The sequence below is a fragment of the Shewanella sp. 10N.286.52.A9 genome, from assembly GCF_041468985.1.
Classification (GTDB): domain Bacteria; phylum Pseudomonadota; class Gammaproteobacteria; order Enterobacterales; family Shewanellaceae; genus Shewanella; species Shewanella japonica.
The window spans coordinates 69,978-94,321 of sequence record NZ_JBFRJQ010000003.1 but is presented as its reverse complement, the minus strand read 5'-3'; the positions used below and the strand labels follow the sequence as shown (position 1 = coordinate 94,321).

At 41.0% G+C, this 24,344-nt stretch carries 23 protein-coding genes; 15 read left to right on the top strand and 8 right to left on the bottom strand.

From position 1 onward, the window contains the following. Positions 1–156: 156 nt before the first annotated feature. Positions 157–768 carry a nucleoside triphosphate pyrophosphatase gene (locus AB4128_RS02535; protein WP_372036671.1) on the bottom strand — a complete coding sequence of 204 codons (612 nt, stop codon included), beginning with the start codon at positions 766–768 and terminating at the stop codon, positions 157–159. A gap of 240 nt (positions 769–1,008) precedes the next feature. Here AB4128_RS02535 and yceD point away from each other — a divergent pair, with 240 nt between their 5' ends. The 10 genes from yceD (at position 1,009) to AB4128_RS02485 (ending at position 9,068) form a co-directional block, all read left to right on the top strand. Then, entirely contained in the window at positions 1,009–1,533 is a 525-nt protein-coding gene (gene yceD / locus AB4128_RS02530) for a 23S rRNA accumulation protein YceD (protein ID WP_055024419.1), read from the top strand. 17 nt (positions 1,534–1,550) lie between these two features. Next, positions 1,551–1,721 (top strand): 50S ribosomal protein L32, encoded by a 171-nt coding sequence (gene rpmF / locus AB4128_RS02525; RefSeq protein WP_011496728.1) that lies wholly within the window; start codon positions 1,551–1,553, stop codon positions 1,719–1,721. Between the two features lie 15 nt (positions 1,722–1,736). After that, complete coding sequence (gene plsX / locus AB4128_RS02520) at positions 1,737–2,765, top strand: phosphate acyltransferase PlsX (RefSeq protein ID WP_055024420.1); 1,029 nt, start codon at positions 1,737–1,739, stop codon at positions 2,763–2,765. Between the two features lie 9 nt (positions 2,766–2,774). Further along, on the top strand, positions 2,775–3,734 hold the full coding sequence (locus AB4128_RS02515; protein WP_055024421.1) for a beta-ketoacyl-ACP synthase III: 960 nt from the start codon (positions 2,775–2,777) through the stop codon (positions 3,732–3,734). 124 nt (positions 3,735–3,858) lie between these two features. Continuing rightward, entirely contained in the window at positions 3,859–4,785 is a 927-nt protein-coding gene (gene fabD / locus AB4128_RS02510) for an ACP S-malonyltransferase (RefSeq protein ID WP_372036668.1), read from the top strand. A gap of 21 nt (positions 4,786–4,806) precedes the next feature. Continuing rightward, positions 4,807–5,541, top strand: coding sequence for a 3-oxoacyl-ACP reductase FabG (gene fabG / locus AB4128_RS02505; RefSeq protein WP_200913369.1), 735 nt, complete (start codon positions 4,807–4,809; stop codon positions 5,539–5,541). 159 nt (positions 5,542–5,700) lie between these two features. Further along, a complete protein-coding gene (acpP, locus tag AB4128_RS02500; RefSeq protein ID WP_011496723.1) occupies positions 5,701–5,934 on the top strand; it encodes an acyl carrier protein in 234 nt (77 codons plus the stop codon). A 197-nt stretch (positions 5,935–6,131) separates the two neighbouring features. Further along, positions 6,132–7,376, top strand: coding sequence for a beta-ketoacyl-ACP synthase II (gene fabF, locus AB4128_RS02495; RefSeq protein ID WP_372036666.1), 1,245 nt, complete (start codon positions 6,132–6,134; stop codon positions 7,374–7,376). Positions 7,377–7,656: 280 nt separating this feature from the next. After that, positions 7,657–8,142 carry an acyl-CoA thioesterase gene (locus tag AB4128_RS02490; protein WP_055024425.1) on the top strand — a complete coding sequence of 162 codons (486 nt, stop codon included), beginning with the start codon at positions 7,657–7,659 and terminating at the stop codon, positions 8,140–8,142. Between the two features lie 53 nt (positions 8,143–8,195). Continuing rightward, positions 8,196–9,068 carry an NAD(P)-dependent oxidoreductase gene (locus tag AB4128_RS02485; protein ID WP_282166820.1) on the top strand — a complete coding sequence of 291 codons (873 nt, stop codon included), beginning with the start codon at positions 8,196–8,198 and terminating at the stop codon, positions 9,066–9,068. A gap of 133 nt (positions 9,069–9,201) precedes the next feature. Here AB4128_RS02485 and AB4128_RS02480 read toward each other — a convergent pair whose 3' ends face one another. Further along, on the bottom strand, positions 9,202–10,710 hold the full coding sequence (locus tag AB4128_RS02480; protein WP_372036664.1) for a methyl-accepting chemotaxis protein: 1,509 nt from the start codon (positions 10,708–10,710) through the stop codon (positions 9,202–9,204). Between the two features lie 400 nt (positions 10,711–11,110). Between AB4128_RS02480 and pheS the strand changes: the two genes are divergently transcribed. The 4 genes from pheS to lpxM all read left to right on the top strand — a co-directional run bounded on the left by pheS (position 11,111) and on the right by lpxM (position 15,931). Beyond that, a complete protein-coding gene (gene pheS, locus AB4128_RS02475; protein WP_055024428.1) occupies positions 11,111–12,094 on the top strand; it encodes a phenylalanine--tRNA ligase subunit alpha in 984 nt (327 codons plus the stop codon). A 15-nt stretch (positions 12,095–12,109) separates the two neighbouring features. Next, positions 12,110–14,497, top strand: coding sequence for a phenylalanine--tRNA ligase subunit beta (gene pheT / locus AB4128_RS02470; RefSeq protein ID WP_372036663.1), 2,388 nt, complete (start codon positions 12,110–12,112; stop codon positions 14,495–14,497). Positions 14,498–14,501: 4 nt separating this feature from the next. Continuing rightward, on the top strand, positions 14,502–14,801 hold the full coding sequence (gene ihfA / locus AB4128_RS02465; protein ID WP_055024430.1) for an integration host factor subunit alpha: 300 nt from the start codon (positions 14,502–14,504) through the stop codon (positions 14,799–14,801). Positions 14,802–14,995: 194 nt separating this feature from the next. Next, positions 14,996–15,931: a lauroyl-Kdo(2)-lipid IV(A) myristoyltransferase gene (gene lpxM / locus AB4128_RS02460; protein WP_080915538.1), complete on the top strand. Its 936-nt coding sequence runs from the start codon at positions 14,996–14,998 to the stop codon at positions 15,929–15,931. Between the two features lie 84 nt (positions 15,932–16,015). Here the strand turns inward: lpxM and AB4128_RS02455 are convergent, their stop codons facing one another. From AB4128_RS02455 to AB4128_RS02430, 6 genes are all read right to left on the bottom strand, one after another. Then, complete coding sequence (locus AB4128_RS02455) at positions 16,016–17,146, bottom strand: cupin domain-containing protein (RefSeq protein WP_282166823.1); 1,131 nt, start codon at positions 17,144–17,146, stop codon at positions 16,016–16,018. Positions 17,147–17,217: 71 nt separating this feature from the next. Further along, positions 17,218–18,588: an adenylosuccinate lyase gene (gene purB, locus AB4128_RS02450; RefSeq protein WP_065108269.1), complete on the bottom strand. Its 1,371-nt coding sequence runs from the start codon at positions 18,586–18,588 to the stop codon at positions 17,218–17,220. A 40-nt stretch (positions 18,589–18,628) separates the two neighbouring features. Then, on the bottom strand, positions 18,629–19,249 hold the full coding sequence (gene hflD, locus AB4128_RS02445) for a high frequency lysogenization protein HflD (protein ID WP_055024434.1): 621 nt from the start codon (positions 19,247–19,249) through the stop codon (positions 18,629–18,631). 3 nt (positions 19,250–19,252) lie between these two features. Next, positions 19,253–20,371: a tRNA 2-thiouridine(34) synthase MnmA gene (gene mnmA / locus AB4128_RS02440; protein ID WP_080915539.1), complete on the bottom strand. Its 1,119-nt coding sequence runs from the start codon at positions 20,369–20,371 to the stop codon at positions 19,253–19,255. Between the two features lie 140 nt (positions 20,372–20,511). Then, positions 20,512–20,991, bottom strand: coding sequence for an NUDIX hydrolase (locus AB4128_RS02435; protein ID WP_372036662.1), 480 nt, complete (start codon positions 20,989–20,991; stop codon positions 20,512–20,514). Between the two features lie 35 nt (positions 20,992–21,026). Beyond that, a complete protein-coding gene (locus tag AB4128_RS02430; RefSeq protein WP_055024437.1) occupies positions 21,027–21,674 on the bottom strand; it encodes an rRNA large subunit pseudouridine synthase E in 648 nt (215 codons plus the stop codon). A gap of 284 nt (positions 21,675–21,958) precedes the next feature. Here AB4128_RS02430 and AB4128_RS02425 point away from each other — a divergent pair, with 284 nt between their 5' ends. Next, positions 21,959–24,184 (top strand): NADP-dependent isocitrate dehydrogenase, encoded by a 2,226-nt coding sequence (locus AB4128_RS02425; RefSeq protein WP_372036661.1) that lies wholly within the window; start codon positions 21,959–21,961, stop codon positions 24,182–24,184. The last annotated feature ends 160 nt before the right edge of the window (positions 24,185–24,344 follow it).

Below are 24,344 nucleotides of genomic sequence, written 5' to 3'. Positions count from 1 at the left end.
ACAAAAATTCGTCGACGGTTGCAAAACATACTTCTATCAGCCGCAGCTCAATCTGCGGCTTTTTATTATCTATTTCTTGGTTAATTAAGCTTTTATACCGGCCTTGTAATCTTCTAGAAGGGGTTGGGTTTCCTAGTAAAAAATCATTTGTGTATTTTATTGAGATGTCAGAACGTCTAATCCATGGCGTTTTAACAAACCGATAAGCTTAATCAACGGCAAACCAATTAATGTATTTGGGTCATCACCAGCTAATTTGTCAAATAGTGCAATTCCTAAGCCTTCAGACTTAAAACTTCCTGCACAATATAACGGTTGCTCAAGCTCTACGTAACGAGTGATTTCTTCAAGGGTTAACTGCCTAAAGTGAACAGTAAAGGGTTCTACGATGGAATGGGCTTGTAAACTATCGCTATTAATGACACTAAGGCCAGTATAAAAGGTGATAGCTTGACCTGAAGCTTGTTGTAATTGTTTGATTGCATTGTCTCGTGTCAGTGGTTTACCGATAATATTGCCATTAATAACGGCTACTTGATCTGAACCAATGACCAGTGCCTCATCGTTTGTCTGACTTGTTTGCTGATATAGTTTAGCCCCTGCGAGAGCCTTGGCTTTTGCTAGTCTTAATACCAACTCTTCAGCGGTTTCATTCTCTAGTGCTGTCTCGTCTGTTTCAGGTGAAATACAGTCAAATGGAAGCTGCAATTTACTGAGGATTTCTTTGCGATAAATGGATGTTGAAGCTAAGATGATTTTTGTATTCATGGGGTGCGATTCGTCTATTTGTCCAATTGCGACTATATTAAGTCAAAATTGCGTTCAAATGCAGTAAATTTAGTCGGATCACGCTTGTGATCGCTCGCGGTCACAGGTAATATTTCGCTTCGATCAATTTTAATGTTGGCGTTTTAGTTAATCGTTCATTTTGTTTGGTTATGTATTTAACCGCAATTTGGATAAATTTCCTTTGACTCTAGCGTTTTCAAACTATAATATGCGCGCCTTATGCAAACAGTAAAGATACCAGTATCAATTGATCCTATTCGAACTGCTGCCAGTGGTCTTCGTTATGAAGGCATTGTGCCAGGCAGACAGAATAAGCGATTAAACGAGTTATGTGCTGGCGATTGTTCCGATGTGACAGTGTCGTTAGAATGTGGCGTCGATATTCAGGGGATAGTCTACCTTAGCGGGAAGGCTGTGACGGAGCTCACTCTGCTATGTCAACGTTGCATGACACCATATACCACAGAGGTTACGGTCGACTTCTCCTTTAGTCCTTGTAAGACTCAAGAAGAAATCGATGAGCTCCCGGATGCGTATGAGCCGATTGAGTGCAATGAAATTGGTGAAGTTCGTCTGCATCAGTTGATTGAAGATGAATTGATAATCGCTATGCCAATTATTCCTATGCATCAGAATGCTGATTGCAATCTAGGAACAAGTGACATAGCTGTAGGCGAAATCGAGCCCTCTCAAGAGGAGCGTCCAAATCCGTTTGCAGTGTTAGAAAAACTGAAGAGCAAGTAATCTAGGAGACAAGTCAAATGGCTGTACAACAGAATAAAAAATCACGTTCAAAGCGCGGCATGCGCCGTTCACACGATGCATTGAGCACTGCTCAATTATCTGTAGACGCTACTAGCGGTGAATTACATCTACGTCACAACGTGACTGCTGATGGTTTCTACCGCGGTAAAAAGGTTATCAACAAGTAATTTGTTGCTAATCTTATGACGGATCTGACGCTCGCGTTGGATGTGATGGGGGGCGATAATGGCCCTTCCGTCACAGTGCCTGCAGCCTTGCAGGCACTTAAATTCAATTCCCAACTATCATTAATTCTTGTAGGCAATCAAGCCGAGATTGATCCCTTTTTAGTTGAGATTGACAGTGCCATTCGTGCACGCATTCAAATTGTTCATACCACTGAAGTTATCACCATGGGTGATAGGCCTATTCATGCCATTCGTTCTCGTAAACAAAGTTCTATGCGTCTTGCATTAGAACTTGTTAAAGACGGCAAGGCACAAGCGTGTGTGAGTGCGGGTAATACAGGTGCTTTAATGGCACTCGCTAAAATATTACTCAAAACCTTACCGGGTGTTGATAGACCCGCTTTAGTGAGTTGTTTGCCTGCTGTTACAGGTAAGCCTGTATATCTATTAGATCTTGGCGCTAATGTGTCCTGTGATTCTGAAACCCTTTTTCAGTTTGCTGTCATGGGCTCTGTTTTATGTGAAGCTGTCCATAAACGTGCCAAACCCAAAATTGCATTACTTAATGTCGGAATAGAAGACGTTAAGGGAAATGATCAAGTTCAACAAGCCGCTCAATACTTAATTGATACCGAGCAAGTCAATTACACTGGATTTATTGAAGGTGATGAAATATTCACTGGAAATGTTGATGTCATTGTTTGTGATGGATTTGTCGGCAATATCACTTTAAAAACTTCTGAAGGAATAGCGAAGTTACTCGTACATCAGTTAAAACGAGGCTTAACGCAAGGTTTATTCGTTCGGATGTTGTCTAAACTCCTCGCTCCACGTATACAATCTGTGCTTAGTAAGATGAACCCCGACCACTATAATGGTGCAAGTCTGATAGGATTGCGCGGAATAGTAGTAAAGAGTCACGGAAATGCAGATGAAGCAGCATATTTACAAGCAATTAATTTAGCTGCTACAGAAGCGAAACGTCGTCTTCCAGAAATGATTAAAGATCGTTTGGAGACGATTCTTTTAGACATCAATAACTGATCTCATTATATGCATACAAAAATTCTCGGAACTGGTAGTTATCTACCGGTGCAAGTTCGTAGTAATCACGATCTAGAAAAAATGGTTGAAACTTCAGATCAATGGATTGTGGAGCGTACAGGAATATCTGAACGCCGCATTGCTGCTGAAGATGAAACTGTGACCACGATGGGGTATCAAGCAGCATTACAGGCATTAGAAATGGCCGGTGTTGAGGCCAGTGAGCTTGATATGATTGTTTGTGGTACTACGAGCGCAAGTAATGCTTTTCCTGCTGCCGCATGTGAAATACAAAAATTATTAGGCATTCACACCATTCCTGCTTTTGATATTGCCGCTGCGTGTTCAGGCTTTGTTTATGCATTATCTGTAGCTGATCAGTTTGTTAAAACCGGTGCAGCAAAGAAAGTATTGGTCATAGGTGCTGATGTGTTATCACGTCTGTGTGATCCTGAAGATAGGACCACAGTGATTTTATTTGGTGACGGCGCTGGTGCTGCCGTGATTGGTGCAAGTGAACAACCCGGTATTATTTCAACGCACATATATGCAGATGGCCGTCAGGGCGATTTATTAAAGTGTTCATTCCCACCAAGAGCAGCAGAGTCGTCAGAAGCCGTTAGCTTCATGACAATGAAAGGGAATGATGTATTCAAATTTGCTGTCACTCAGCTATCACATGTTGTAACTGAAACCTTGCGAATTAACAATATCGATAAATCTGAGATTGATTGGTTAGTACCTCATCAAGCTAACTTCAGAATTATCAAAGCAACAGCTAAAAAGTTGGATATGAGTTTAGACAAAGTCGTATTGACCTTAGCAAAGCATGGCAATACTTCTGCTGCATCAGTGCCTATTGCATTGGATGAAGCAGTAAGAGATGGTCGAATTCAACGTGGTCAGCTTATATTGCTTGAAGCATTCGGTGGCGGATTTGCTTGGGGTAGTGCATTAGTAAGATTCTAGATTTTTTGTAATATCACCAGTAAGCTACTAGACACCTAAAGACATAGATTTCTGTGTCTTTTTATTTATAGTATTGGTGAAGTTCTATTTCATTTTTCATGAACGAAAAAAGGTAATAATTATAATGGAAAATATGGCTTTCGTTTTTCCTGGACAAGGTTCACAAGCTGTTGGCATGTTAGCTGATCTTGCGGTTGAATTTCCCATTGTCACAGAAACTTTTTCTCAAGCAAGTGCGGTTTTAGGTTACGACTTATGGGCGTTAACACAAGATGGCCCTGCTGAAAAACTTAATGAAACAGATAAAACTCAACCTGCTTTATTAACAGCAAGTGTTGCTATTTGGCGTGCGTATGAAGCAAGTGGTGCAGCTAAGCCTGCATTACTAGCAGGTCACAGTTTGGGTGAGTACTCAGCGCTAGTTTGCGGTGGCGTAATAGCATTTGAAGATGCAGTGAAATTAGTTGAGCTGCGTGGCCAATTAATGCAACAAGCGGTTCCTGCGGGAACAGGGGCAATGTTTGCTGTAATTGGGCTTGATAACGATTCAATTGCAAAAGCCTGTGAAGAGTCTGCCAATGGTGCAGTCGTCAGTCCGGTAAACTTTAACAGCCCAGGCCAAGTGGTTATTGCTGGTGAAAAAGAAGCAACTGAAAGAGCTGCAGCAGCATGTAAAGCTGCTGGTGCTAAAATGGCTGTTGCACTACCTGTGAGTGTGCCTTCACATTGTGCGCTTATGAAACCTGCGGCAGAAAAGCTTGCTGCTGCACTTGAAGCTATTACGTTTAATGAGCCAACGATAAATGTTATCAATAACGTTGATGTTGCTGCTCCTACGTCAGAGTCAGATATAAAAGATGCGTTGGTACGCCAATTATATTGCCCAGTGCGCTGGAGCGAAACAATTGAGTTTATTGCTTCTCAAGGTGTTACTGAACTTGTTGAAATGGGACCTGGAAAGGTACTAACAGGGTTAACAAAAAGAATAAATAAATCGTTAAAGGGGCAAGCTGTGAATAATGCTGCGTCTTTATCTGCTTTAATCCAATAAGGAAAAGACATGAGCATTAGCATGAATTTAACAGGCAAAGTAGCTTTAGTTACAGGTGCAAGCCGTGGTATCGGCCGCGCTATATCAGAAACTCTGGTTGAAGCTGGCGCTGTAGTTATTGGTACAGCAACAAGTGAGAAAGGTGCTGCAGCAATTCAAGATTACCTTGGTGATAAAGGTCATGGTTTAGTTTTAAACGTCACCGATAGTGAGTCAGTTGCGCAATTATTCGCCCAGATCAAAGAAAAAGCCGGTGATGTTGATATTCTGATTAACAATGCGGGTATTACTCGTGATAATTTATTGATGAGAATGAAAGATGATGAGTGGCAAGATATCGTTGACACCAATTTGACTTCACTGTTTAGATTATCTAAACCTGTTATGCGTTCTATGATGAAAAAACGTAATGGCCGCATTATTAATATTGGCTCAGTTGTAGGTACAATGGGCAATGCAGGGCAAGTAAATTACTCTGCGGCAAAAGCTGGATTGATCGGATTTACAAAATCTCTTGCTAGAGAGGTTGCATCTCGTCAAATAACAGTTAATGCTATTGCACCAGGTTTCATTCAAACTGATATGACTGATGAGCTAAATGAAGAGCAACAACAAGCCATTATGTCTCAAGTTCCAATGGAACGTTTAGGACAAGCACAAGAAATTGCTAATGCTGTTTTATTCTTGGCATCTGACTCAGCTGCTTACATAACAGGTGAAACCCTGCATGTAAATGGCGGAATGTACATGGTTTAATCGCCTTTTATGGCAACGACTTTATTGAATCTCGTTTGATATCAAAGTATGATAATTTTCGTGGTTAGACCACGAAAACTAAGCTTGCATTGTCAGCTGGATCGAATAAACTACTCGCAATCTTACGCAAGTGTGTAATTTGAATAGGAAAGAAAACTAATGAGCAACATCGAAGAACGTGTAAAGAAAATCATCATTGAGCAACTTGGCGTTAAAGAAGAAGACGTTAAATCAGCTGCATCATTCGTAGACGATTTAGGTGCAGATTCTCTGGACACTGTTGAATTGGTTATGGCTCTAGAAGAAGAGTTTGACACCGAGATCCCTGATGAAGAAGCTGAAAAGATCACTACTGTTCAAGCAGCGATCGATTACGTTTCAAAGAATCAGTAATCCCAGATTTACAAAAACAGGTGGCATTTATGCCGCCTGTTTTTGTTTCTGAAGTCGATTTTTTTCGACTAGACTTATTTTCAACGCGTTAATCCTTCTGCTCGATTCTTATCTGCCCAATTAACCTTGTTTGTTGGTGATGGATTAACCAATTATCTTTATTTGGCTTATGCCTATTTATTTCAAAGGTGAATACTGTGTCTAAACGTCGTGTCGTGATTACAGGCCTAGGACTAGTTACTCCAGTGGGTAACGATGTTGATACTTCTTGGCAGTCTTTATTAGCGGGTAAAAGTGGTATTGCACCCATAACTAAATTTGATGCATCTGAATACGGAACTCGTTTCAGCGGTTCAGTAAAAGACTTTGACGTCGAACAGTACTTATCACGCAAAGATGCACGCAAAATGGATTTATTTATCCAATATGGTATGGCTGCTGGTATTCAAGCCATGAACGATGCCGGTTTGGATATGTCACAAGAAAACCCTGCAAGAGTGGGTACCGCGATTGGTGCGGGAATGGGCGGAATGCCATTAATCGAACAAAACCATGCCGCATTATTAAAGTCTGGTCCTCGTAAAGTGTCTCCATTTTTTGTGCCGAGTACCATTATCAATATGATCTCAGGTCACTTATCAATAAAATATGGTATGACAGGCCCGAACTTTGCTGTAACAACAGCTTGTACGACAGGTGTCCACAATATCGGTTTTGCTGCACGTACAATCGCCTACGGTGATGCAGATGTCATGGTTGCTGGCGGCGCAGAGGATGTGACTTGTCCATTAGCTGTTGCCGGGTTTGGTTCAGCAAAAGCATTATCAACACGCAATGATGACCCAACGGCAGCAAGTCGCCCATGGGATAAAGACCGTGACGGTTTTGTTATTGGTGACGGCGCTGGTGTAATGGTTATGGAAGAATACGAACATGCCAAAGCACGTGGTGCAAAAATCTATGCTGAGTTAGTTGGTTTTGGCATGAGTGGTGATGCATTCCACATGACATCACCTCCAGCTGATGGTGCAGGCGCTGCAGCAGCAATGGAAAATGCCATCAATGATGCGCAAATTGACAATGAAAAAGTGGGTTACATCAATGCCCATGGCACTTCAACTCCTGCTGGAGATAAAGCAGAAGCTGCAGCAGTTAAGTCAGTATTTGGTGAACATGCTTATAATTTATTAGTCAGCTCCACTAAATCTATGACAGGCCACTTGCTCGGTGCTGCGGGTTCTGTAGAAGCCATTGTGACCATTCTTGCTTTACGAGATCAAATCGTACCGCCAACCATTAATCTTGATAATCCGGATGAAGATTGTGATTTAGATTTTGTGCCTCACACTGCTAAAGCGCATCGTTTTGACTATGCATTATGTAATTCATTTGGCTTTGGCGGCACCAACGGTTCGCTTTTATTTAAAAAAGGCGATGCGTAAAGCGTGCAAAGTGAGTGTGTTACTTTAATTAAAAGTGTGAATAAGCAGTAACTCTGGTTACTGCTTTTTTTTGGCCTGCTTTTTTCTATAACGACCGTTTTTAAGTTTATTTTACTCATAGGCCTCACTTTCAGAATTAAAATGAAGAATGTTTGATTTATTGCGGTTTAAATTATAATTATTCATTCAATCGAGATATTTATTTAAACTTAGGCGTTTTTAACCACTTCTGATTAGAAATATCGTAAACTGGCGACAGTGCATAAAATTAGGAGGCATAATGGCCGGAGTAGACAGAGAAATTACATTACGATTTTTAGCAGAGCCAGCAGATGTCAATTTTGGCGGCAAAGTCCATGGTGGCGCCGTGATGAAATGGATTGATTTGGCAGCCTATGCAGGCGCAGCAGGTTGGAGCGGTAAATACTGTATTACTGTTTATGCAGGCGGTATCAGGTTCGTAAAACCGATTCATGTGGGTAATATTGTTGAAGTCAGCGCCAAAGTTATTTATACCGGCACATCTTCTATGCATTTAGGTATTGATGTAAAAGCTGGCGATCCTAAAGAACCTGAACGTCACTTAACGACTCATTGTATTGTGATTATGGTTGCAGTAGACGATGACGGTAAACCGACTTCCGTACCTGAATGGATCCCGGAAACTGAGGATGACATTCGGTTACGAGATTCTGCACTAAGATTGATGGACATGCGTAAACGCATTGGCGCAGAAATGGAAGCCCATGTAAAACCAGCGCTTTAAAGGTTACAATCAATACGTTTTCATCTCATAAATAACAATGATAAGGGAAAGGTATGGCAAAGGTCGCTTTTATTGGTTTAGGTGTAATGGGTTATCCAATGGCGGGGCATCTGGTAAAACAGGGGCATCAAGTGACGGTTTATAATCGTACTACGGCCAAAGCAGAGCAATGGACTAAAGATTACACTGGCCAATTAGCGTTGACACCCAAGTTAGCCGCAGAAGATCAAGACATCGTATTTACTTGTGTTGGCAATGACGAAGACTTAAAACAAGTTATTCTTGGCGAAAATGGTGTTATTCATGGTATTGCTGATGGCGCTATTTTAGTTGATCACACGACAGCTTCAGCTGATGTTGCTCGAGATATTTCGGCCATATTAGCAAGTAAAAATATCGAGTTTATGGATGCACCTGTATCTGGCGGTCAAGCTGGCGCTGAGAATGGCGTGTTGACTGTGATGATGGGTGGAAAACAAAACGTATTCGAACAAGTCAAACCTGTTATTGATGCCTACAGTCGTTGTGCTGAGCTTTTAGGTGAAGTCGGGGCCGGTCAATTAACAAAAATGGTTAATCAAATTTGTATTGCGGGTGTGGTTCAGGGCTTAGCCGAAGGATTACATTTTGCTAAAAGTGCAGGGCTTGATGGATTAAAAGTTGTAGAGGTGATCAGCAAAGGCGCTGCGCAAAGCTGGCAAATGGAAAATCGTTACCAAACCATGTGGCAGGGTGAATATGATTTTGGCTTTGCTATTGATTGGATGCGTAAAGATTTAGGCATTGCACTTGCTGAAGGGCGTAAAAATGGCAGCCATTTACCAGTGACTGCATTAGTTGATCAATTCTACTCAGAAGTACAAGCAATGAAAGGTAACCGTTGGGATACCTCAAGTTTGTTAGCAAGACTTGAAAAAAACCGTTAACGGTCATTATTTACGTTCGACATAAAAAGCGCGTTAACTGAATTGTTAACGCGCTTGTTCGTTTATGGTGCTTTTTATAAAGTTCTTTTTAATTGAAGGCTTTGTTAAAGACGTTTTATCAAATTATGAGGTGTTAAACTTTCAAACCTATCATCAACTTATCTAACGCTTCAGCGGTGCGATTAAGTTCATCACAACCAGACACGGACATATTGGCCGCTTCTTCAACGTTATGAGACTGGTTCCTGATTTCCATCAAGTTTGATGCAATTTCGTTTGCTACTGCTGATTGTTCCTCTGCAGAAGTGGCTATTAACACACTCATTTCAAATACCTTACCACTGTGATGAGCAATACTTGCTAAATCCTCACCTGTTTGAAGTACATGTTTCTTGCCTTCTTCAGCCTGGTCGACGGTGCGAGACATCACTTGAGTCAGGTTTTGTGAGCCAGACTGTAATGCTTCAATCATGGTTTTGATTTCAACTGTTGCAGATTGCGTGCGACCTGCAAGTGTTCTGACTTCATCAGCAACGACAGCAAAGCCTCTTCCTTGCTCTCCGGCTCTTGCTGCTTCAATTGCGGCATTCAGAGCGAGTAGGTTGGTTTGCTCAGAAATAGCATTAATTGTTGTAACAACAGCATCAATCTTACTGGCGTTATCATTTAATACATTAACAGCATCAGATGCGTCAGCAATTTCTGTTGACAATAAATCAATGGCTTGCACCGTTGTGGCAATGTCTTCAGAGCCTGCGGTAACTTGATTATTTGCTTCTTGTGTCTCTGATGACGATTGCTCTGCGTTACGGGCAACTTCTTTTACTGCTGCTGTCATTTCTTCCATCGCAGTCGCTAATGAATCTAAATGTTGACGCTGATTCACTGCAACTGTTTGACCGTCCTCAGCAGTTGCTCTAAACGATTGTACAACTTGCCTTATTTGCTCTGTTGCCTGCGACATTTGTAGGACAAGTTTATGTTGTCTGTCTACTAACGTATCGACACTAATTGCTAATAAACTAAACTCATCAGGTACTTCAAAAAAGTTTAATCGACTACTCAAGTCACCGTCTGCTGCGCGTCTCAATGCCATTACTGTGGTATACAATGCACCACCAATGAAGGTTGAAATATAGTAAGAAAAAAGCAAAATGATGATGATGATTACAGCGGTTAAAGTATAGGCTAAGCTATTATTTTTACCTGCTTTTTCTTCTATATTGCTATGAGGGATTAATGTGGTGATGACAATATCGTGATTATTAATGTTACTCAGCACTTCAAATCCAGCTGCTGTTTCAATAGAGCCACCACCTTGACGCGCCATTTGTTGAGCTTGGTGGCCTAATGATGAAACATTGACAGCGCTACTATTGCCGTTGATATTTGATAAAAAGGTTTGTTTTTGTTCTTCATTAAGCAAGTCTAGTGCGACTTCTACAGCGTGGTTATAAGTGTTATTGAGCGCGATAGCTTCATCTATTTCTGCTTCTGCTAACGTCGTTTTAAAACTAGTGGTTAACGCTATCGTAAGTAACAAAATCAGTAAAATTGGCACCATAGCCAAAATGGTGAATTTTGCCTTTATTGTTAGTTTTATTAAAAATTGGTCAATCCATCTAAATTTTACTTCTTTCATGTACGCCTCTACATAATATGACTCGCTACTAATGTATATCGGATCTTGTTCGGTAAACTTTAGTTGGATTATAAATTGCTGGCTTTTTGCTCATGTTTTATGGTGAAGTCAAGATAGAGGCTGTTGTGAATTGCTTAAGTTTGATGTGAGATTTATGTGTCAATACAATCCATTAAACATATACATGACTTGATGAGCTAAAAGCGTATAAATACTCAATTTTACTGGCTTAAATTGTAATAAATGCTAGTAAAATTAACCTAGCTCACGTAAAATTCCATCTTTTGTTTTAACCCCATGCTCTAAGTGTAAAGCGTGCTTTAACACTAAGACTAATAATGTCGCCTGAACCTTAGGCGCCCTAACGCATTTGATATGCAAGAATGCAGTGGAAGATATAATGCAGCAGTTAACTGAGATCGTAGAACAAGCCTTAGAAGTGATAGGTAAGGCCAGTGATCTAAAGGCATTGGATGATATCCGTGTCGATTACCTTGGTAAGAAAGGTAAAATCACTGACATGATGAAATTAATGGGCAGCTTAAGCCCAGCAGAAAAGCCTGCTTTTGGACAAGCAGTCAACCAAGCTAAACAAGCTGTACAGAAAGAACTTTCTGCACGCATTGAAGGCTTAAAATCTGCGGAATTAGAAGCACAACTTATCGCTGAAAAAATCGATGTGACGTTACCCGGTCGTACAATTGAGATGGGTGGACTTCATCCTGTCACACGTACTATCGAACGTATCGAAACTTTCTTTGGTGAACTTGGTTTCTCAGTTAAGAATGGTCCTGAAATTGAAGATGACTTCCATAACTTCGATGCACTAAATATTTCAGAACATCATCCTGCACGTGCCGATCACGATACCTTTTATTTTAACCCTAAAGTCATGCTACGCACGCAGACTTCAGGTGTTCAAATCCGCACGATGGAACATGAAAAACCACCATTACGTATTATTTCTCCAGGCCGTGTTTATCGTAATGACTACGATCAGACTCATACGCCAATGTTCCACCAAGTTGAAGGCTTGTTAGTGGATGAAAAAGTTAATTTTGCGGAACTTAAAGGCATTTTACATGACTTTTTACGCAACTTTTTCGAGGAAGATTTGCAAGTGCGTTTCCGCCCATCTTACTTCCCGTTCACTGAGCCATCAGCTGAAGTTGATGTAATGGGTAAAAACGGTAAATGGTTAGAAGTATTAGGTTGTGGCATGGTACATCCTAATGTGCTTCGCAGTGTCGGTATCGACCCTGAAAAATACTCTGGTTTTGCTTTTGGTATGGGTGTTGAGCGTTTAACGATGCTGCGTTACGGCGTTAACGACTTACGTGCCTTCTTCGAAAACGATTTACGTTTTCTTAAGCAATTCAAATAACGGAGCAATAAACAGATGAAATTCAGTGAATCTTGGCTTCGTGAATGGGTTAACCCAACAGTAAGCCGTGAAGACTTATCTCACCAAATCACTATGGCAGGTCTTGAAGTAGATGGCGTAGATGCAGTAGCGGGTGAGTTTAGTGGTGTCGTTGTGGGTGAAGTGCTTGAATGTGGCCAACACCCAGATGCAGACAAATTACGTGTAACAAAAATTAACGTAGGTGATGAAGAACTTATCGACATCGTCTGTGGCGCACCTAATTGCCGCTTAGGATTAAAAGTTGCGGTTGCTATGGTAGGCGCAGTGCTTCCTGGCGATTTCAAAATCAAAAAAGCTAAATTACGTGGCCAACCATCATTTGGTATGTTGTGTTCGTACGGTGAATTAGGTATCGACATCGAAAGTGATGGCATTATCGAATTACCAACAGATGCACCTATTGGCAAAGATGTGCGTGAATACCTAGATCTTAACGATGCGGTTATTGATGTAGATTTAACGGCTAACCGTGCTGATTGTCTTGGTATGGCAGGTCTTGCTCGTGAAGTTGGTGTATTAAATCGTGAGACTGTAACAGAGCCTACATGGGAAGCTGTGACAGCAACAATCGACGATAAAGTGGCTATTAATGTTATTGCTGATGAAGCGTGTCCTCGATACTTAGGTCGTGTGGTTAAGAATGTTAACCTTGCTGCAGCAACCCCATTATGGATGCAAGAAAAATTACGCCGTAGTGGTATTCGCTCAATTGATCCAATCGTTGATATCACCAACTACGTCTTGATTGAGTACGGTCAGCCAATGCATGCTTTTGATTTAGCAACGCTAACTGGTGCGATTCAAGTACGTTTAAGTGATGGTGTAGAAAAGCTGACATTGCTTGATGGCAATGAAGTGACTGTACCTGATGACACTTTAGTTATTGCTGATGACAGTGGTTCTATAGCGTTGGCTGGTGTGTTTGGCGGCGAAAAAACAGGTGTGACTGAGAAGACTCAAGATATCCTATTAGAGTGTGCATTCTTTGCTCCGCTTGCGATCATGGGTAAATCACGCCGCTTAGGTCTACATACCGATGCTTCACATCGTTTTGAGCGTGGTGTTGACCCAGAACTACAACACAAAGTAATGGATCGTGCTACTCGCCTTGTATTAGATATTTGTGGCGGCGAAGCTGGCCCTGTGGAAGAAGCTGTTACAGAAGCAAATTTACCTAAGCCGGTTAACTTAACGCTTCGTCGTAGCAAACTAGATAAGATTTTAGGTCATCATATCCCTGATACTGATGTGACTGAAATCCTTGAACGTTTAGGCTTCACCGTGACTGCCAAAGCAGACACATGGGACGTTGTTACTGCAACTTACCGTTTCGATATGGCGATTGAAGAAGATTTGATTGAAGAAGTTGCGCGGATTTATGGATACAACAATATCCCGAATATTGCGCCTGTTGCTTCGTTAACCATGTCTGATCACAAAGAAGCTGATATTTCATTACGTAAAGTACGTAATGTGCTAGTCGCTCGTGGTTTCCAAGAGGCAGTGACGTATAGCTTTGTTGATCCTAAACAGCAAAACCTTGTTCATCCTGACGCGCCAGCGATGATTCTACCGAACCCTATTTCAGTAGAAATGTCAGCAATGCGTTTATCTATGTTCACTGGACTATTAACGTCAGTAGGCTATAACCAAAGTCGTCAACAAGGTCGAGTGCGTTTATTCGAGACGGGTTTACGCTTTGTACCTGATGCCAAAGCAGATTCTGGTGTTAGACAAGAACCAATGATTGGTGCGGTAATTTCTGGTGTTCAAAATGACGAACATTGGTCTATGGACTCAAAAACTGTCGACTTCTTTGATTTAAAAGGTGATTTAGAATCAATTATCGGCTTGACAGTTTCAACTTCTGAATTTACTTTTAGAAGTGCAACACATTCTGCTCTTCACCCAGGGCAATGTGCTGAAATACTACGAAATAATCAAGTTATTGGTATCATTGGTGCTGTCCATCCTAGTTTGGAAAAGCCTTTTGGACTCAATGGCAAAACAATTATTTTTGAGTTAGAACTGGACGCTTTACTGCATGCCAGTTTGCCGCTAGCCCAGACTGTATCTAAGTTTCCTGCAAATCGACGTGATATTGCTGTTGTTGTTGATGAAGAAGTTTCTGCAACTAATGTTATGAATTTGATAAGAAAAGTTGGCGAAAATCAGTTGGTTGGCTTAAACTTGTTCGACGTATACCGAGGTAAAGGTGTAGAGGCTGGCAAAAAGAGCTTAGCAATCGCACTTACATTACAAGACATTACTCGTACACTTGAAGAAAAAGACATTACTGAAACAGTTGATTCAGTTGTCTCTGCACTTAAGACCGAGTTCAACGCATCGTTGAGGGATTAAAAGTATGGCACTTACCAAAGCCGAAATGGCAGAACATCTTTTTGAAACGCTGGGCATTAACAAACGTGTTGCCAAAGAGATGGTTGAGTCTTTCTTTGAAGAAATTAGAGAAGCTCTTGAAAGTGGTGAGCAGGTCAAGTTATCTGGCTTTGGAAACTTTGATCTGCGCGATAAGAATCAAAGACCGGGAAGGAACCCAAAAACTGGTGAAGATATTCCGATTTCAGCCCGTCGTGTTGTGACTTTCCGTCCAGGACAAAAGCTGAAAACTCGAGTAGAAGAATCTAACTCGGCTAAGAAATAATTTCGCTTTCGTTGTAAAAGCCACTCTGAAGAGTGGCTTTTTTGTTTGTATATTTAGCAAAACGTCAACGATTGTCGTGAATGGCGTTAAAATGTGTGCCGTTGGAATCATATAATTGGTATTATATGACGTTGAAACATTCCTTTTGTTTATATCGTTTTTTGTTCGTGTTGTTGTAATCTCTGAGGTTTCTTTTGGCTAGACAAGCAAAACATTTCGATCGTCGGTTCACTCTTTCCTTACTTCACCCACGATATTGGGGCTCATGGTTAGCAATTGCTGTTTTATTTATTTTTGGCATCTTACCTGCCAGAGTACGTGATCCCATTTCTCGTTTACTGGCCAAGTTAGTGATGCGAATTGCTAAAAAACCTATTCAAGTGGCACGGATTAATATTCAAACGTGTTTTCCTGAAAAGTCTGCTGATGAAGTTGAGTCGCTAATTAAAGCAAACGTAGATATGTTTGTTTTAGCCTTGTTGTCACAAGCTGAGCTTTTGATTAGGTCGAATGAGCATATTAAACGTCGAGTGACGATAGCTGGTTATGAACATGTACAAGCTGCGAGGGACGCGGGCCAACCCATTATCTTTATTATGCCTCATGTTTGGCCGATTGATTATGCCGGGATTAGATTAAATTTAGCATTGCCAATGGTAACAATGGCGAAAGCCCACAGAAACGGTTTGTTTAACTGGTTTAGTAATCGCCTACGTAGTAGTCAAAAAGGGCGGGTTTACATGCGAGAAGCGGGTATACGCGCGTTAATAAGTGAATTACGTCAAGATAACAGTTTCTTTTACTTACCAGATGAAGACTTAGGGCCCGAACAAAGTGTTTTTGCGCCTTTACTTGGAACTGAAAAAGCTACTTTGCCAGTGGTTGGCCGTCTTGCACAGGCAGGTAAGGCGAGGGTTATTCCTGTAAAGATTGGCTATGACACCGAGAAATATCAATTCAACTTAACATTAATGCCTGCAGTTGATGAGCAAGATATGGTGGGCAAGGATAATGAGGCCATCGCGCTTAATAAGATGGTGGAGCAAGTCATTATTGCTTACCCTGAGCAATACATGTGGTTTTTGAAGTTTTTAAAAACAAGGCCAAATGGTCAGTCTGAATTGTATTAGCAGTAACAATCGCTATTATACAAAAGGCGCTTAACCCAATGGGTAAGCGCCTTTTTTGTATTAATACTTCAAGACTTTTACACGCTATTCAGCGAAGTATAACCAACCTTGATTGACACATAATGTGAGTAATGTGATGACTGCGGGTAAATCTTTCCAGTTCAGTAAAACTGACTGACAGATGTGATGCTCGTTACTGATGATATCGATAATCTCACTCTCTATATTGTCAACGTTTATGGCTTCACCATTGATATAGATTTGTGCTTGTTTATCGTTTTCTAGTGACAGAATTTTGAGCCCACCGACGCGTTGTAAGCTTGCTCCGTCTTCAATGGCTTCAATCACATCTACTGAACTAATCGCTTGTTCAAATGGGTTAATGTCTAGCTCAAAACGGTTTTGGCTTAACATTTTCCCAAGCATTGTTTGATATTGGTTTGGATCGTTTGCCAGTTGGGCTAATAAATCCATAATCCCTTGTTGTTGTACTTGGCTTACTTGGCCTTTATTTGCGACTTCTTCATTCGAAGTAAAACGGTGTTGGCCACAATTATTGTCAATCAATGCATCAGCTAATTCTGTTAATAGTTCTTGTTGGCTTGGTGCTCTAAAACCGATGGAGTAGCTCAATGCCAGTGACAATGTTTCGCCGCAGTGGGGAAAACCTGGTGGAATGTAAAGGATGTCACCTTTAGTTAATACCACATCGATAATTGGCTCAAAGTCATCAACTAATGGGCTATTTATATCGCCGCCACGTTGTTTATGGTCGCCTCTATCGCCAACTTTCCAGCGACGTTCGCCTTCGCCTTGAATAATGAATACATCATAATTATCGATATGAGGTCCTACACCGCCTTTAGGTGTTGCAAAAGACACCATCAAATCATCAAAGCGCCAATCTGGTAAAAACCGGAATGCTTCAACAAAAGCTTGTGACTCAGGATACCAATGGTTAACTGCTTGTACTAATAATTGCCATCCGTCTTCGCCGTATTCGTCATAATCCTCAAAGGGACCTTGTATGACATTCCAACCATCCGATTTCGTTTGGACAATACGAGAAGAAATATCTTCTTCCATTGCCAAGCCTGCTAATTCATCGGCAGAAATTGGATCTTCAAAGGCATTAAAAGCATTTTTAATGACAATAGGCTTTTTTTGCCAAGTGTCTTTGACAAACGCCGCAGTATCAAAATTTAATGTATACATAGTCAATAAAAAGGCGACAGCTCTGCTGAGATGTCGCCATTCCTTAATTTAAACAGATTGCTGTTTATAAATTACTTTAACTCATCAACAAACGCTTCAGCGCGGCCGATGTAGTTAGCTGGTGTCATTGTTTTAAGTTCAGCTTTAACACTGTCAGGCAGCGCTAAACCATCAATGAATGTAGCAAGTTGTTCGCCATCAATACGCTTACCACGTGTTAACTCTTTTAATTTTTCATATGGCTTTTCGATACCGTAACGACGCATCACAGTTTGTACTGGTTCAGCCAGTACTTCCCAGTTCTTGTCTAATTCGGCACGTAAGTTTTCTTCATTCACTTCAAGCTTACTGATCCCTTTCATTGTTGCTTGATAAGCAATTAATGAATGAGCCATACCCACACCAAGATTACGCAATACGGTTGAGTCCGTTAAGTCACGCTGCCATCTTGAAACGGGTAACTTAGCAGCAAGATGTTGCATAAGCGCGTTAGCAATACCAAGGTTACCCTCTGAGTTTTCAAAATCGATAGGGTTAACTTTATGTGGCATCGTAGAAGAACCAATTTCGCCAGCAATAGTACGTTGCTTAAAGTGACCTAATGCAATGTAGCCCCAGATATCACGATCGAAATCGATAAGAATAGTATTGAAACGAGCAACTGCATCAAATAGTTCTGCAATGTAATCATGCGGTTCGATTTGAGTGGTGTATGGGTTCCAGTTAATACCAAGGCTTGTTACAAAGCGTTGTGACAATTCATGCCAGTTAACTTCAGGGTAAGCAGAGATGTGTGCGTTGTAGTTACCAACTGCACCATTGATTTTACCCATGATTTCAACAGCGTTGATTTGGTTAAGTTGGCGTTCTAAACGAACTGCCACGTTTGCCATTTCTTTACCTAATGTAGAAGGTGATGCTGGTTGACCGTGTGTACGTGACATTAACGGTACAGATTTGTTTTCTGCCGCTAATTTTTTGATTGCATCAACAATTTCAAGACACTGAGGTGCTAATACTAAATCACGTGCTTCTTTAAGCATTAACGCATGAGATAGATTGTTAATGTCTTCAGAAGTACAAGCGAAGTGAACAAATTCGTCAATTGCAACTAACTCAGCGTTGTCTGCAATTTTTTCTTTAATGAAATATTCAACCGCTTTAACGTCGTGGTTGGTGGTTCTTTCAATTGTTTTAACGCGTAACGCGTCTTCTTCGCTGAAGTTATCCTTGATGCTATCCAGTAAAGTTAATGCTTCTTCGCTGAATGGCGGAACTTCTTCAATCTCTGGGCAACTAGAAAGTAGTTTTAACCAGTTAATTTCAACTTGAACACGGTATTTAGTTAAACCGAATTCGCTGAAAATGCCTCGTAAAGAGGTGGTTTTGCTACCATAACGACCGTCTATCGGAGAGATAGCAGTCAGTGCAGAAAGATCCATTTGAAGCTCCTTGATGAACTTTTGTTGTAGGGTGATACGATTAATTATTTTTACGGCTACTAATAGCAGTATCCACAATGGCTTTACGAGCAAAAACGAGGTGGCGACGTTTGCCTCCGAGTTGGCGCCATAAAACTGCACTACGCATAGCTGATAAAAGTAAAGCACGGATTTTTTGTTGTACTTGCGGTTGTTGCAAGCAAGCTGGATTACCAGAAATTTGTAATTTGGGGCCAAGCTCACTGATCACATCGCTGTATATGCTCGCTAAACTCGCAATGATTTGTTCATCGGTAATGGCGAAGTGATGTAATTGACGGTGCACTTGGTTGATACGTTCGGCTAGCATACCTAACCCATTTGCTGAGCGAGCGAGCTTACGTTCTAATGCGAGCATCCCAACCAGGTAGCGAGTGGTTTCAACATCTTTGCTGTTGCCATCACCTAACTGATTCTCAATCAGTTGGTACCCTTTATTGAGTGCTTGTTTATCTTGATAAATTTCTGAAACAGAATCTGGGTCAGTCACCATAATGGTGTTCAGACTCGCAGCAAGAGCTGTTTCGTCTGAATCGCCATGACGCGCGAGATGTTGAACTTGAGCAATCGCTTGTAAAATACCTGCAAACGCCATAGTGCGTTCAAATAATACTTGGCTCACGCTCTATCCTCTAATTAGTGTATCGATAATACCGCCGCCTAAGCAGACTTCACCATCATAAAAAACAGCAGACTGACCAGGAGTTACAGCAGCTACTGGCTCATCAAATATCACGCTAATTTTGTCATCACCTTCAGTCGTCACGGTGCAGTTAACATCTTGCTGACGGTAACGTGTTTTCACGGTTATCTTAGCTGGTGAACTTGGGCCTTTGCGGTCAACCCAATGAAGTTGACTTACTGTCATGCCATTTGACATCAGGCGAGGGTGGTTTCCACCTTGGCCGACAATTAAAACATTACGCAATAAGTCTTTTTCAACTACGTACCAAGGATCGTCATTACTGTTTTTCATGCCACCAATGCCAAGCCCTTTACGTTGACCTAGCGTGTGATACATCAAACCTTGGTGGGTTCCTATGACTTCGCCTTCAGCGGTTTCAATATCACCAGGTTGCGCTGGTAAATATGTACCTAAAAAGTCAGTGAACTTTCTTTCACCGATAAAACAGATACCTGTACTGTCTTTTTTATCATGGGTAATTAAGCCCATTTCTTTGGCGATATCACGAACTTGAAATTTTTCTAGTTCGCCGACGGGAAATAAGCTTTTAGCGACTTGTTTGTCACTTAAGGTATACAAGAAGTAGCTTTGATCTTTGTTGTTATCAATACCACGTAGCATTTGAGTGGTACCGTCTTCGTTATCACGGCGGCGAACGTAATGCCCCATCGCAATAAAGTCAGCATCTAAAATTTCATCTGCAAATTCTAAAAATGCTTTAAATTTGATTTCTTTGTTGCACATAATATCTGGGTTAGGAGTACGACCAGCTTTATATTCAGCAAGGAAGTGCTCAAATACATTGTCCCAGTATTCAGAGGCGAAGTTAACTGTGTGAAGCTTAATGCCTAGCTTGTCACATACTGCCTGCGCATCTTTTAAATCTTCAGCTGCGAGACAATATTCATCCGTGTCATCTTCTTCCCAGTTCTTCATAAATAATCCCTCAACCTGGTATCCTTGCTGTTGGAGCAAGTATGCAGAAACTGAAGAATCTACACCGCCGGACATGCCTACGATGACTTTTTTACCATTTGAATCGGGATTGATTGATGTCATAAAACCTAAAAACCAGTGAAATTACGGATACAAGAGATGAACATGTGGTCGAGTCGAGTGCTTTTCAAGTCAACAAACCCAGTCTTTATTCGTAGATAAATACCTTACGAAAATCTCTAAATTGTGCGGCGCATATTCTATCATGCATTATTGTTGTCGGCTATCACCTGTAAGTCACTATTAATCAGTGATAATGGGCTGTGAGCTTTATGTAAAAAGTCTTCTATGGATTTAATGACTAACGGGCTGCGAAGGACCGCTTTACGTTGTTTAATTTCATCTAAAGTTAACCAGTGACAAGCGATAATGTCGTTGTCTAATGGTATGCATTGGTCGTTATTTTGCCATTCAGCTGCAAAAGTAAAACGCACAAAAGCCAATTCTTCACTGGCACTATATTGATAAATGCTTATAAGGCCAGTTAATGTAACATCCAGCCCAGTTTCTTCTCTAACTTCTCTTCTACAGGCCTGCTCGAGTGTTTCATGGGCTTCAATATGGCCAGCGGGTTGATTTAGACGTAGTTGGTTATCAATGAGTTCTTCAACGAATAAAAATTTTCCCTGACTATGGATGACGCAGGCGACAGTCGTATTAGGCTTATAGCGAAGTGTTGACATGGTGTCGTCCTCTCATCATTTTTATTATTAATGTGTTACTGCTTAATGGTTTTATAAGCACCATTAGGCAAGTCATCTAAACTCCATTGACCTATTTTATAGCGAATTAATCTTAGAGTGGGGTGACCAACATGAGCGGTCATTCTTCTAACTTGACGATTGCGGCCTTCACAAATTTGTATTTCTAACCATGTAGTGGGGATCGACTTTCTTTCCCTAACAGGCGGAACTCGTTCCCAAACTGTGGGCTCTTCAATCACCTTAACGTTCGCTGGTAATGTCATTCCATCTTTTAATTCAACACCTTGCTGTAATGCAGTAATTGAGTATTCGCTAGGTTCACCCTCAACTTGCACCCAATATGTCTTGAAAGTTTTTTTATTCGGTTGGGTTAATTTTGCCTGTAATTTGCCGTCATTGGTCAGCAATAATAATCCTTCGCTGTCTCTATCCAATCTGCCAGCGGCATAGACATCTTTTACCGGAATAAAATCTTTTAAAGTTTGTCTTCCTGATTCATCAGTAAATTGACATAGAACATCAAAAGGTTTGTTAAATAACACTATTATCGGATTTTCAACAGGTTTACTTACCGTGCGCTTAGTCGGCTTACGGTGTTTTTTATTTACTTTGGAAAATGCAGGTTTAGTGCTAAAACGTTTGGGTTTGTCATTTGCTGACATACATAAGCCTATTTAGGATGAAATTGATTCATTTTGTATAGTTTACTTGGCATTGGGCCTTAGTGGAATTTGAATCTTACAGATAATGGTCTATGATGTTGGCCTAAAAAATGTGATCTGTGCCCGTTTTTACACAAGCAGCCACACATTATTTTTCTAATTTCATAGGGATTTGTGCCATATACAACTGACATCGGCTTATAGATTGATGCAGTTGAAAGGTAGATAGTTATTACAATAATAAAATTATAAAAACTTTTTATTTCAATAATGTAGGAAAAAGCATGAAAGATAATTCTCCAACGATCATTTATACTGAAACTGATGAAGCACCCGCATTAGCGACGCTTTCATTACTCCCAATCATCCGTACATTTACCAATGCTGCTGGTGTTAAAGTAGAAACCCGAGATATATCTTTATCAGGCCGTGTTATCGCCAACTTTCCTGAAAAGTTAACAGCAGAACAGAAAATTTCAGATGCGTTAACAGAACTTGGTGTGATGGCGGGGACGCCTGAAGCAAATATTATCAAATTACCGAATATCAGTGCCTCAATTCCACAACTAAAAGCCTGTATCGCTGAACTACAAGCCAAAGGTTATGATATTCCGAATTATCCTGACGAACCTACCACAGATGCCGAACGTGAAGTTCAAAGCCGTTATGACAAAATTAAGGGCAGTGCAGTAAACCCTGTTTTACGTGAAGGTAACTCTGATCGTCGTGCGCCAGGCTCAGTAAAAAATTATGCTAAGAAAAACCCGCATTCAATGGGTAAATGGGAAAGTAACTCAGCTTCTCACGTTGCTCACATGCAAGAGGGTGACTTTTATGGCAGTGAACAATCTGTCACTGTTGCCGAAGCTGATAAAGTTAGCATTGTATTAACTAAAGCTGATGGTCAAGATGTTGTGCTTAAGCAGGACTTGCCTTTACAAGCCGGTGAAGTCATCGACACTGCCGTGATGAGTAACAAAGCGCTTGTTGCTTTCTACGAACGTGAAATTGAAGCTGCAAAGTCTGAAGATGTTTTATTATCACTGCATTTAAAAGCAACCATGATGAAAGTCTCAGACCCAATTCTATTTGGTCATGCAGTTAAAGTGTTCTTTAAAGATGTGTTCACTAAACACCAAGCATTGTTTGATGAACTCGGCGTTGATGTTAACAATGGCTTTGGTGATGTCTACGCAAAAATTGCAACATTACCAGAAGCAAAACGCGCTGAAGTAGAAGCTGATATTGCAGCTGTTTACGCAAAGCGTCCTGCACTTGCGATGGTTGATTCTGATAAAGGAATCACCAACTTACATGTTCCTAGTGACATCATTATTGATGCATCAATGCCAGCTGCTATTCGTTCATCAGGAAAAATGTGGGGCCCTGATGGCCAATTGAAAGACACTAAGGCTATGATCCCAGATCGTTGTTATGCCGGTGTTTACCAAGAAACAATTGCATTCTGTAAAGCCAATGGTGCGTTCAATCCAACAACAATGGGCAGTGTGCCAAATGTTGGTTTGATGGCGCAAAAAGCTGAAGAATACGGCAGCCATGATAAAACATTTGAAATTGAGACTGCTGGTTTAGTGAAAGTTATCGACAGTAATGGCAATGTATTAATGAGCCATAACGTTGAAACTGGCGATATTTTCAGAATGTGCCAAGTTAAAGATGCACCAATCCGTGATTGGGTAAAACTTGCTGTAAATCGTTCACGTTTAAGTAATACACCTGCGATTTTCTGGTTAGACAGTAACCGTGCGCACGATGCGCAGTTAATCGCTAAGGTTGAGCTTTACTTAAAAGATCACGATACAGACGGATTAGATTTACAAATTCTAGCGCCTGTAGCTGCAACCCGTGCGACACTCGCACGTGTGCATGAAGGTTTAGATACCATTTCAGTAACGGGTAACGTTTTACGAGATTACTTAACTGACTTGTTCCCAATTCTTGAGCTGGGTACCAGTGCGAAAATGCTATCTATCGTGCCACTAATGAATGGCGGTGGTTTATTCGAGACAGGTGCGGGTGGTAGTGCGCCTAAGCATGTTCAACAAGTTGAGAAAGAAGGTCACTTACGTTGGGATTCATTAGGTGAGTTCCTTGCGTTAGCGGCATCGCTTGAGCATTTAAGCCAAACGCAAAATAACCCTAAAGCACAAGTATTAGCCGATACGCTTGATGCTGCAATTGGTCAGTTCTTAGATAGCAACAAGTCACCTTCACGCCGTGTCGGTGAGCTTGATAACCGTGGTAGTCATTTCTATTTAGCGATGTACTGGGCTCAAGCATTAGCGGCTCAAGCGAAAGATGCTGATTTAGCCGCTGAATTTAGCGAACTTGCTGAATCATTAACGACTAATGAAGCTGCAATTGTTGCTGAATTAAATGACTCGCAAGGCCCAGCGGTTGATTTAGGCGGTTATTTCCGTTTAGACGCTGTTAAAGCTGAGAAAGCGATGCGTCCTAGCCAATTGCTTAATTCATTTATTACAGGCTAAGCGATAATCGGTTTAAAAGAGCGATTAATTAAAAAGCAGAGATGAACGTCTCTGCTTTTTTTATCTCTACAGCTTTATACCTGAGCTAAAATCTAAGATGGACAAAGTAAATGTTGGGGCTAAATTGAAGGTGATGGGGTCGTTTTTGTTTGATTTATAA

Bases quoted from the DNA above. Each gene is read 5' to 3' on its own strand.
- rpmF (WP_011496728.1), top strand. From the start codon at position 1,551: ATGGCTGTACAACAGAATAAAAAATCACGTTCAAAGCGCGGCATGCGC.
- ihfA (WP_055024430.1), top strand. From the start codon at position 14,502: ATGGCACTTACCAAAGCCGAAATGGCAGAACATCTTTTTGAAACGCTG.
- fabD (WP_372036668.1), top strand. From the start codon at position 3,859: ATGGAAAATATGGCTTTCGTTTTTCCTGGACAAGGTTCACAAGCTGTT.
- AB4128_RS02480 (WP_372036664.1), bottom strand. From the start codon at position 10,710: ATGAAAGAAGTAAAATTTAGATGGATTGACCAATTTTTAATAAAACTA.
- AB4128_RS02435 (WP_372036662.1), bottom strand. From the start codon at position 20,991: ATGTCAACACTTCGCTATAAGCCTAATACGACTGTCGCCTGCGTCATC.
- mnmA (WP_080915539.1), bottom strand. From the start codon at position 20,371: ATGACATCAATCAATCCCGATTCAAATGGTAAAAAAGTCATCGTAGGC.
- AB4128_RS02490 (WP_055024425.1), top strand. From the start codon at position 7,657: ATGGCCGGAGTAGACAGAGAAATTACATTACGATTTTTAGCAGAGCCA.
- AB4128_RS02425 (WP_372036661.1), top strand. From the start codon at position 21,959: ATGAAAGATAATTCTCCAACGATCATTTATACTGAAACTGATGAAGCA.
- pheT (WP_372036663.1), top strand. From the start codon at position 12,110: ATGAAATTCAGTGAATCTTGGCTTCGTGAATGGGTTAACCCAACAGTA.
- AB4128_RS02430 (WP_055024437.1), bottom strand. From the start codon at position 21,674: ATGTCAGCAAATGACAAACCCAAACGTTTTAGCACTAAACCTGCATTT.
- plsX (WP_055024420.1), top strand. From the start codon at position 1,737: ATGACGGATCTGACGCTCGCGTTGGATGTGATGGGGGGCGATAATGGC.
- AB4128_RS02515 (WP_055024421.1), top strand. From the start codon at position 2,775: ATGCATACAAAAATTCTCGGAACTGGTAGTTATCTACCGGTGCAAGTT.
- acpP (WP_011496723.1), top strand. From the start codon at position 5,701: ATGAGCAACATCGAAGAACGTGTAAAGAAAATCATCATTGAGCAACTT.
- yceD (WP_055024419.1), top strand. From the start codon at position 1,009: ATGCAAACAGTAAAGATACCAGTATCAATTGATCCTATTCGAACTGCT.
- fabG (WP_200913369.1), top strand. From the start codon at position 4,807: ATGAATTTAACAGGCAAAGTAGCTTTAGTTACAGGTGCAAGCCGTGGT.
- AB4128_RS02455 (WP_282166823.1), bottom strand. From the start codon at position 17,146: ATGTATACATTAAATTTTGATACTGCGGCGTTTGTCAAAGACACTTGG.
- AB4128_RS02485 (WP_282166820.1), top strand. From the start codon at position 8,196: ATGGCAAAGGTCGCTTTTATTGGTTTAGGTGTAATGGGTTATCCAATG.
- purB (WP_065108269.1), bottom strand. From the start codon at position 18,588: ATGGATCTTTCTGCACTGACTGCTATCTCTCCGATAGACGGTCGTTAT.
- pheS (WP_055024428.1), top strand. From the start codon at position 11,111: ATGCAGCAGTTAACTGAGATCGTAGAACAAGCCTTAGAAGTGATAGGT.
- AB4128_RS02535 (WP_372036671.1), bottom strand. From the start codon at position 768: ATGAATACAAAAATCATCTTAGCTTCAACATCCATTTATCGCAAAGAA.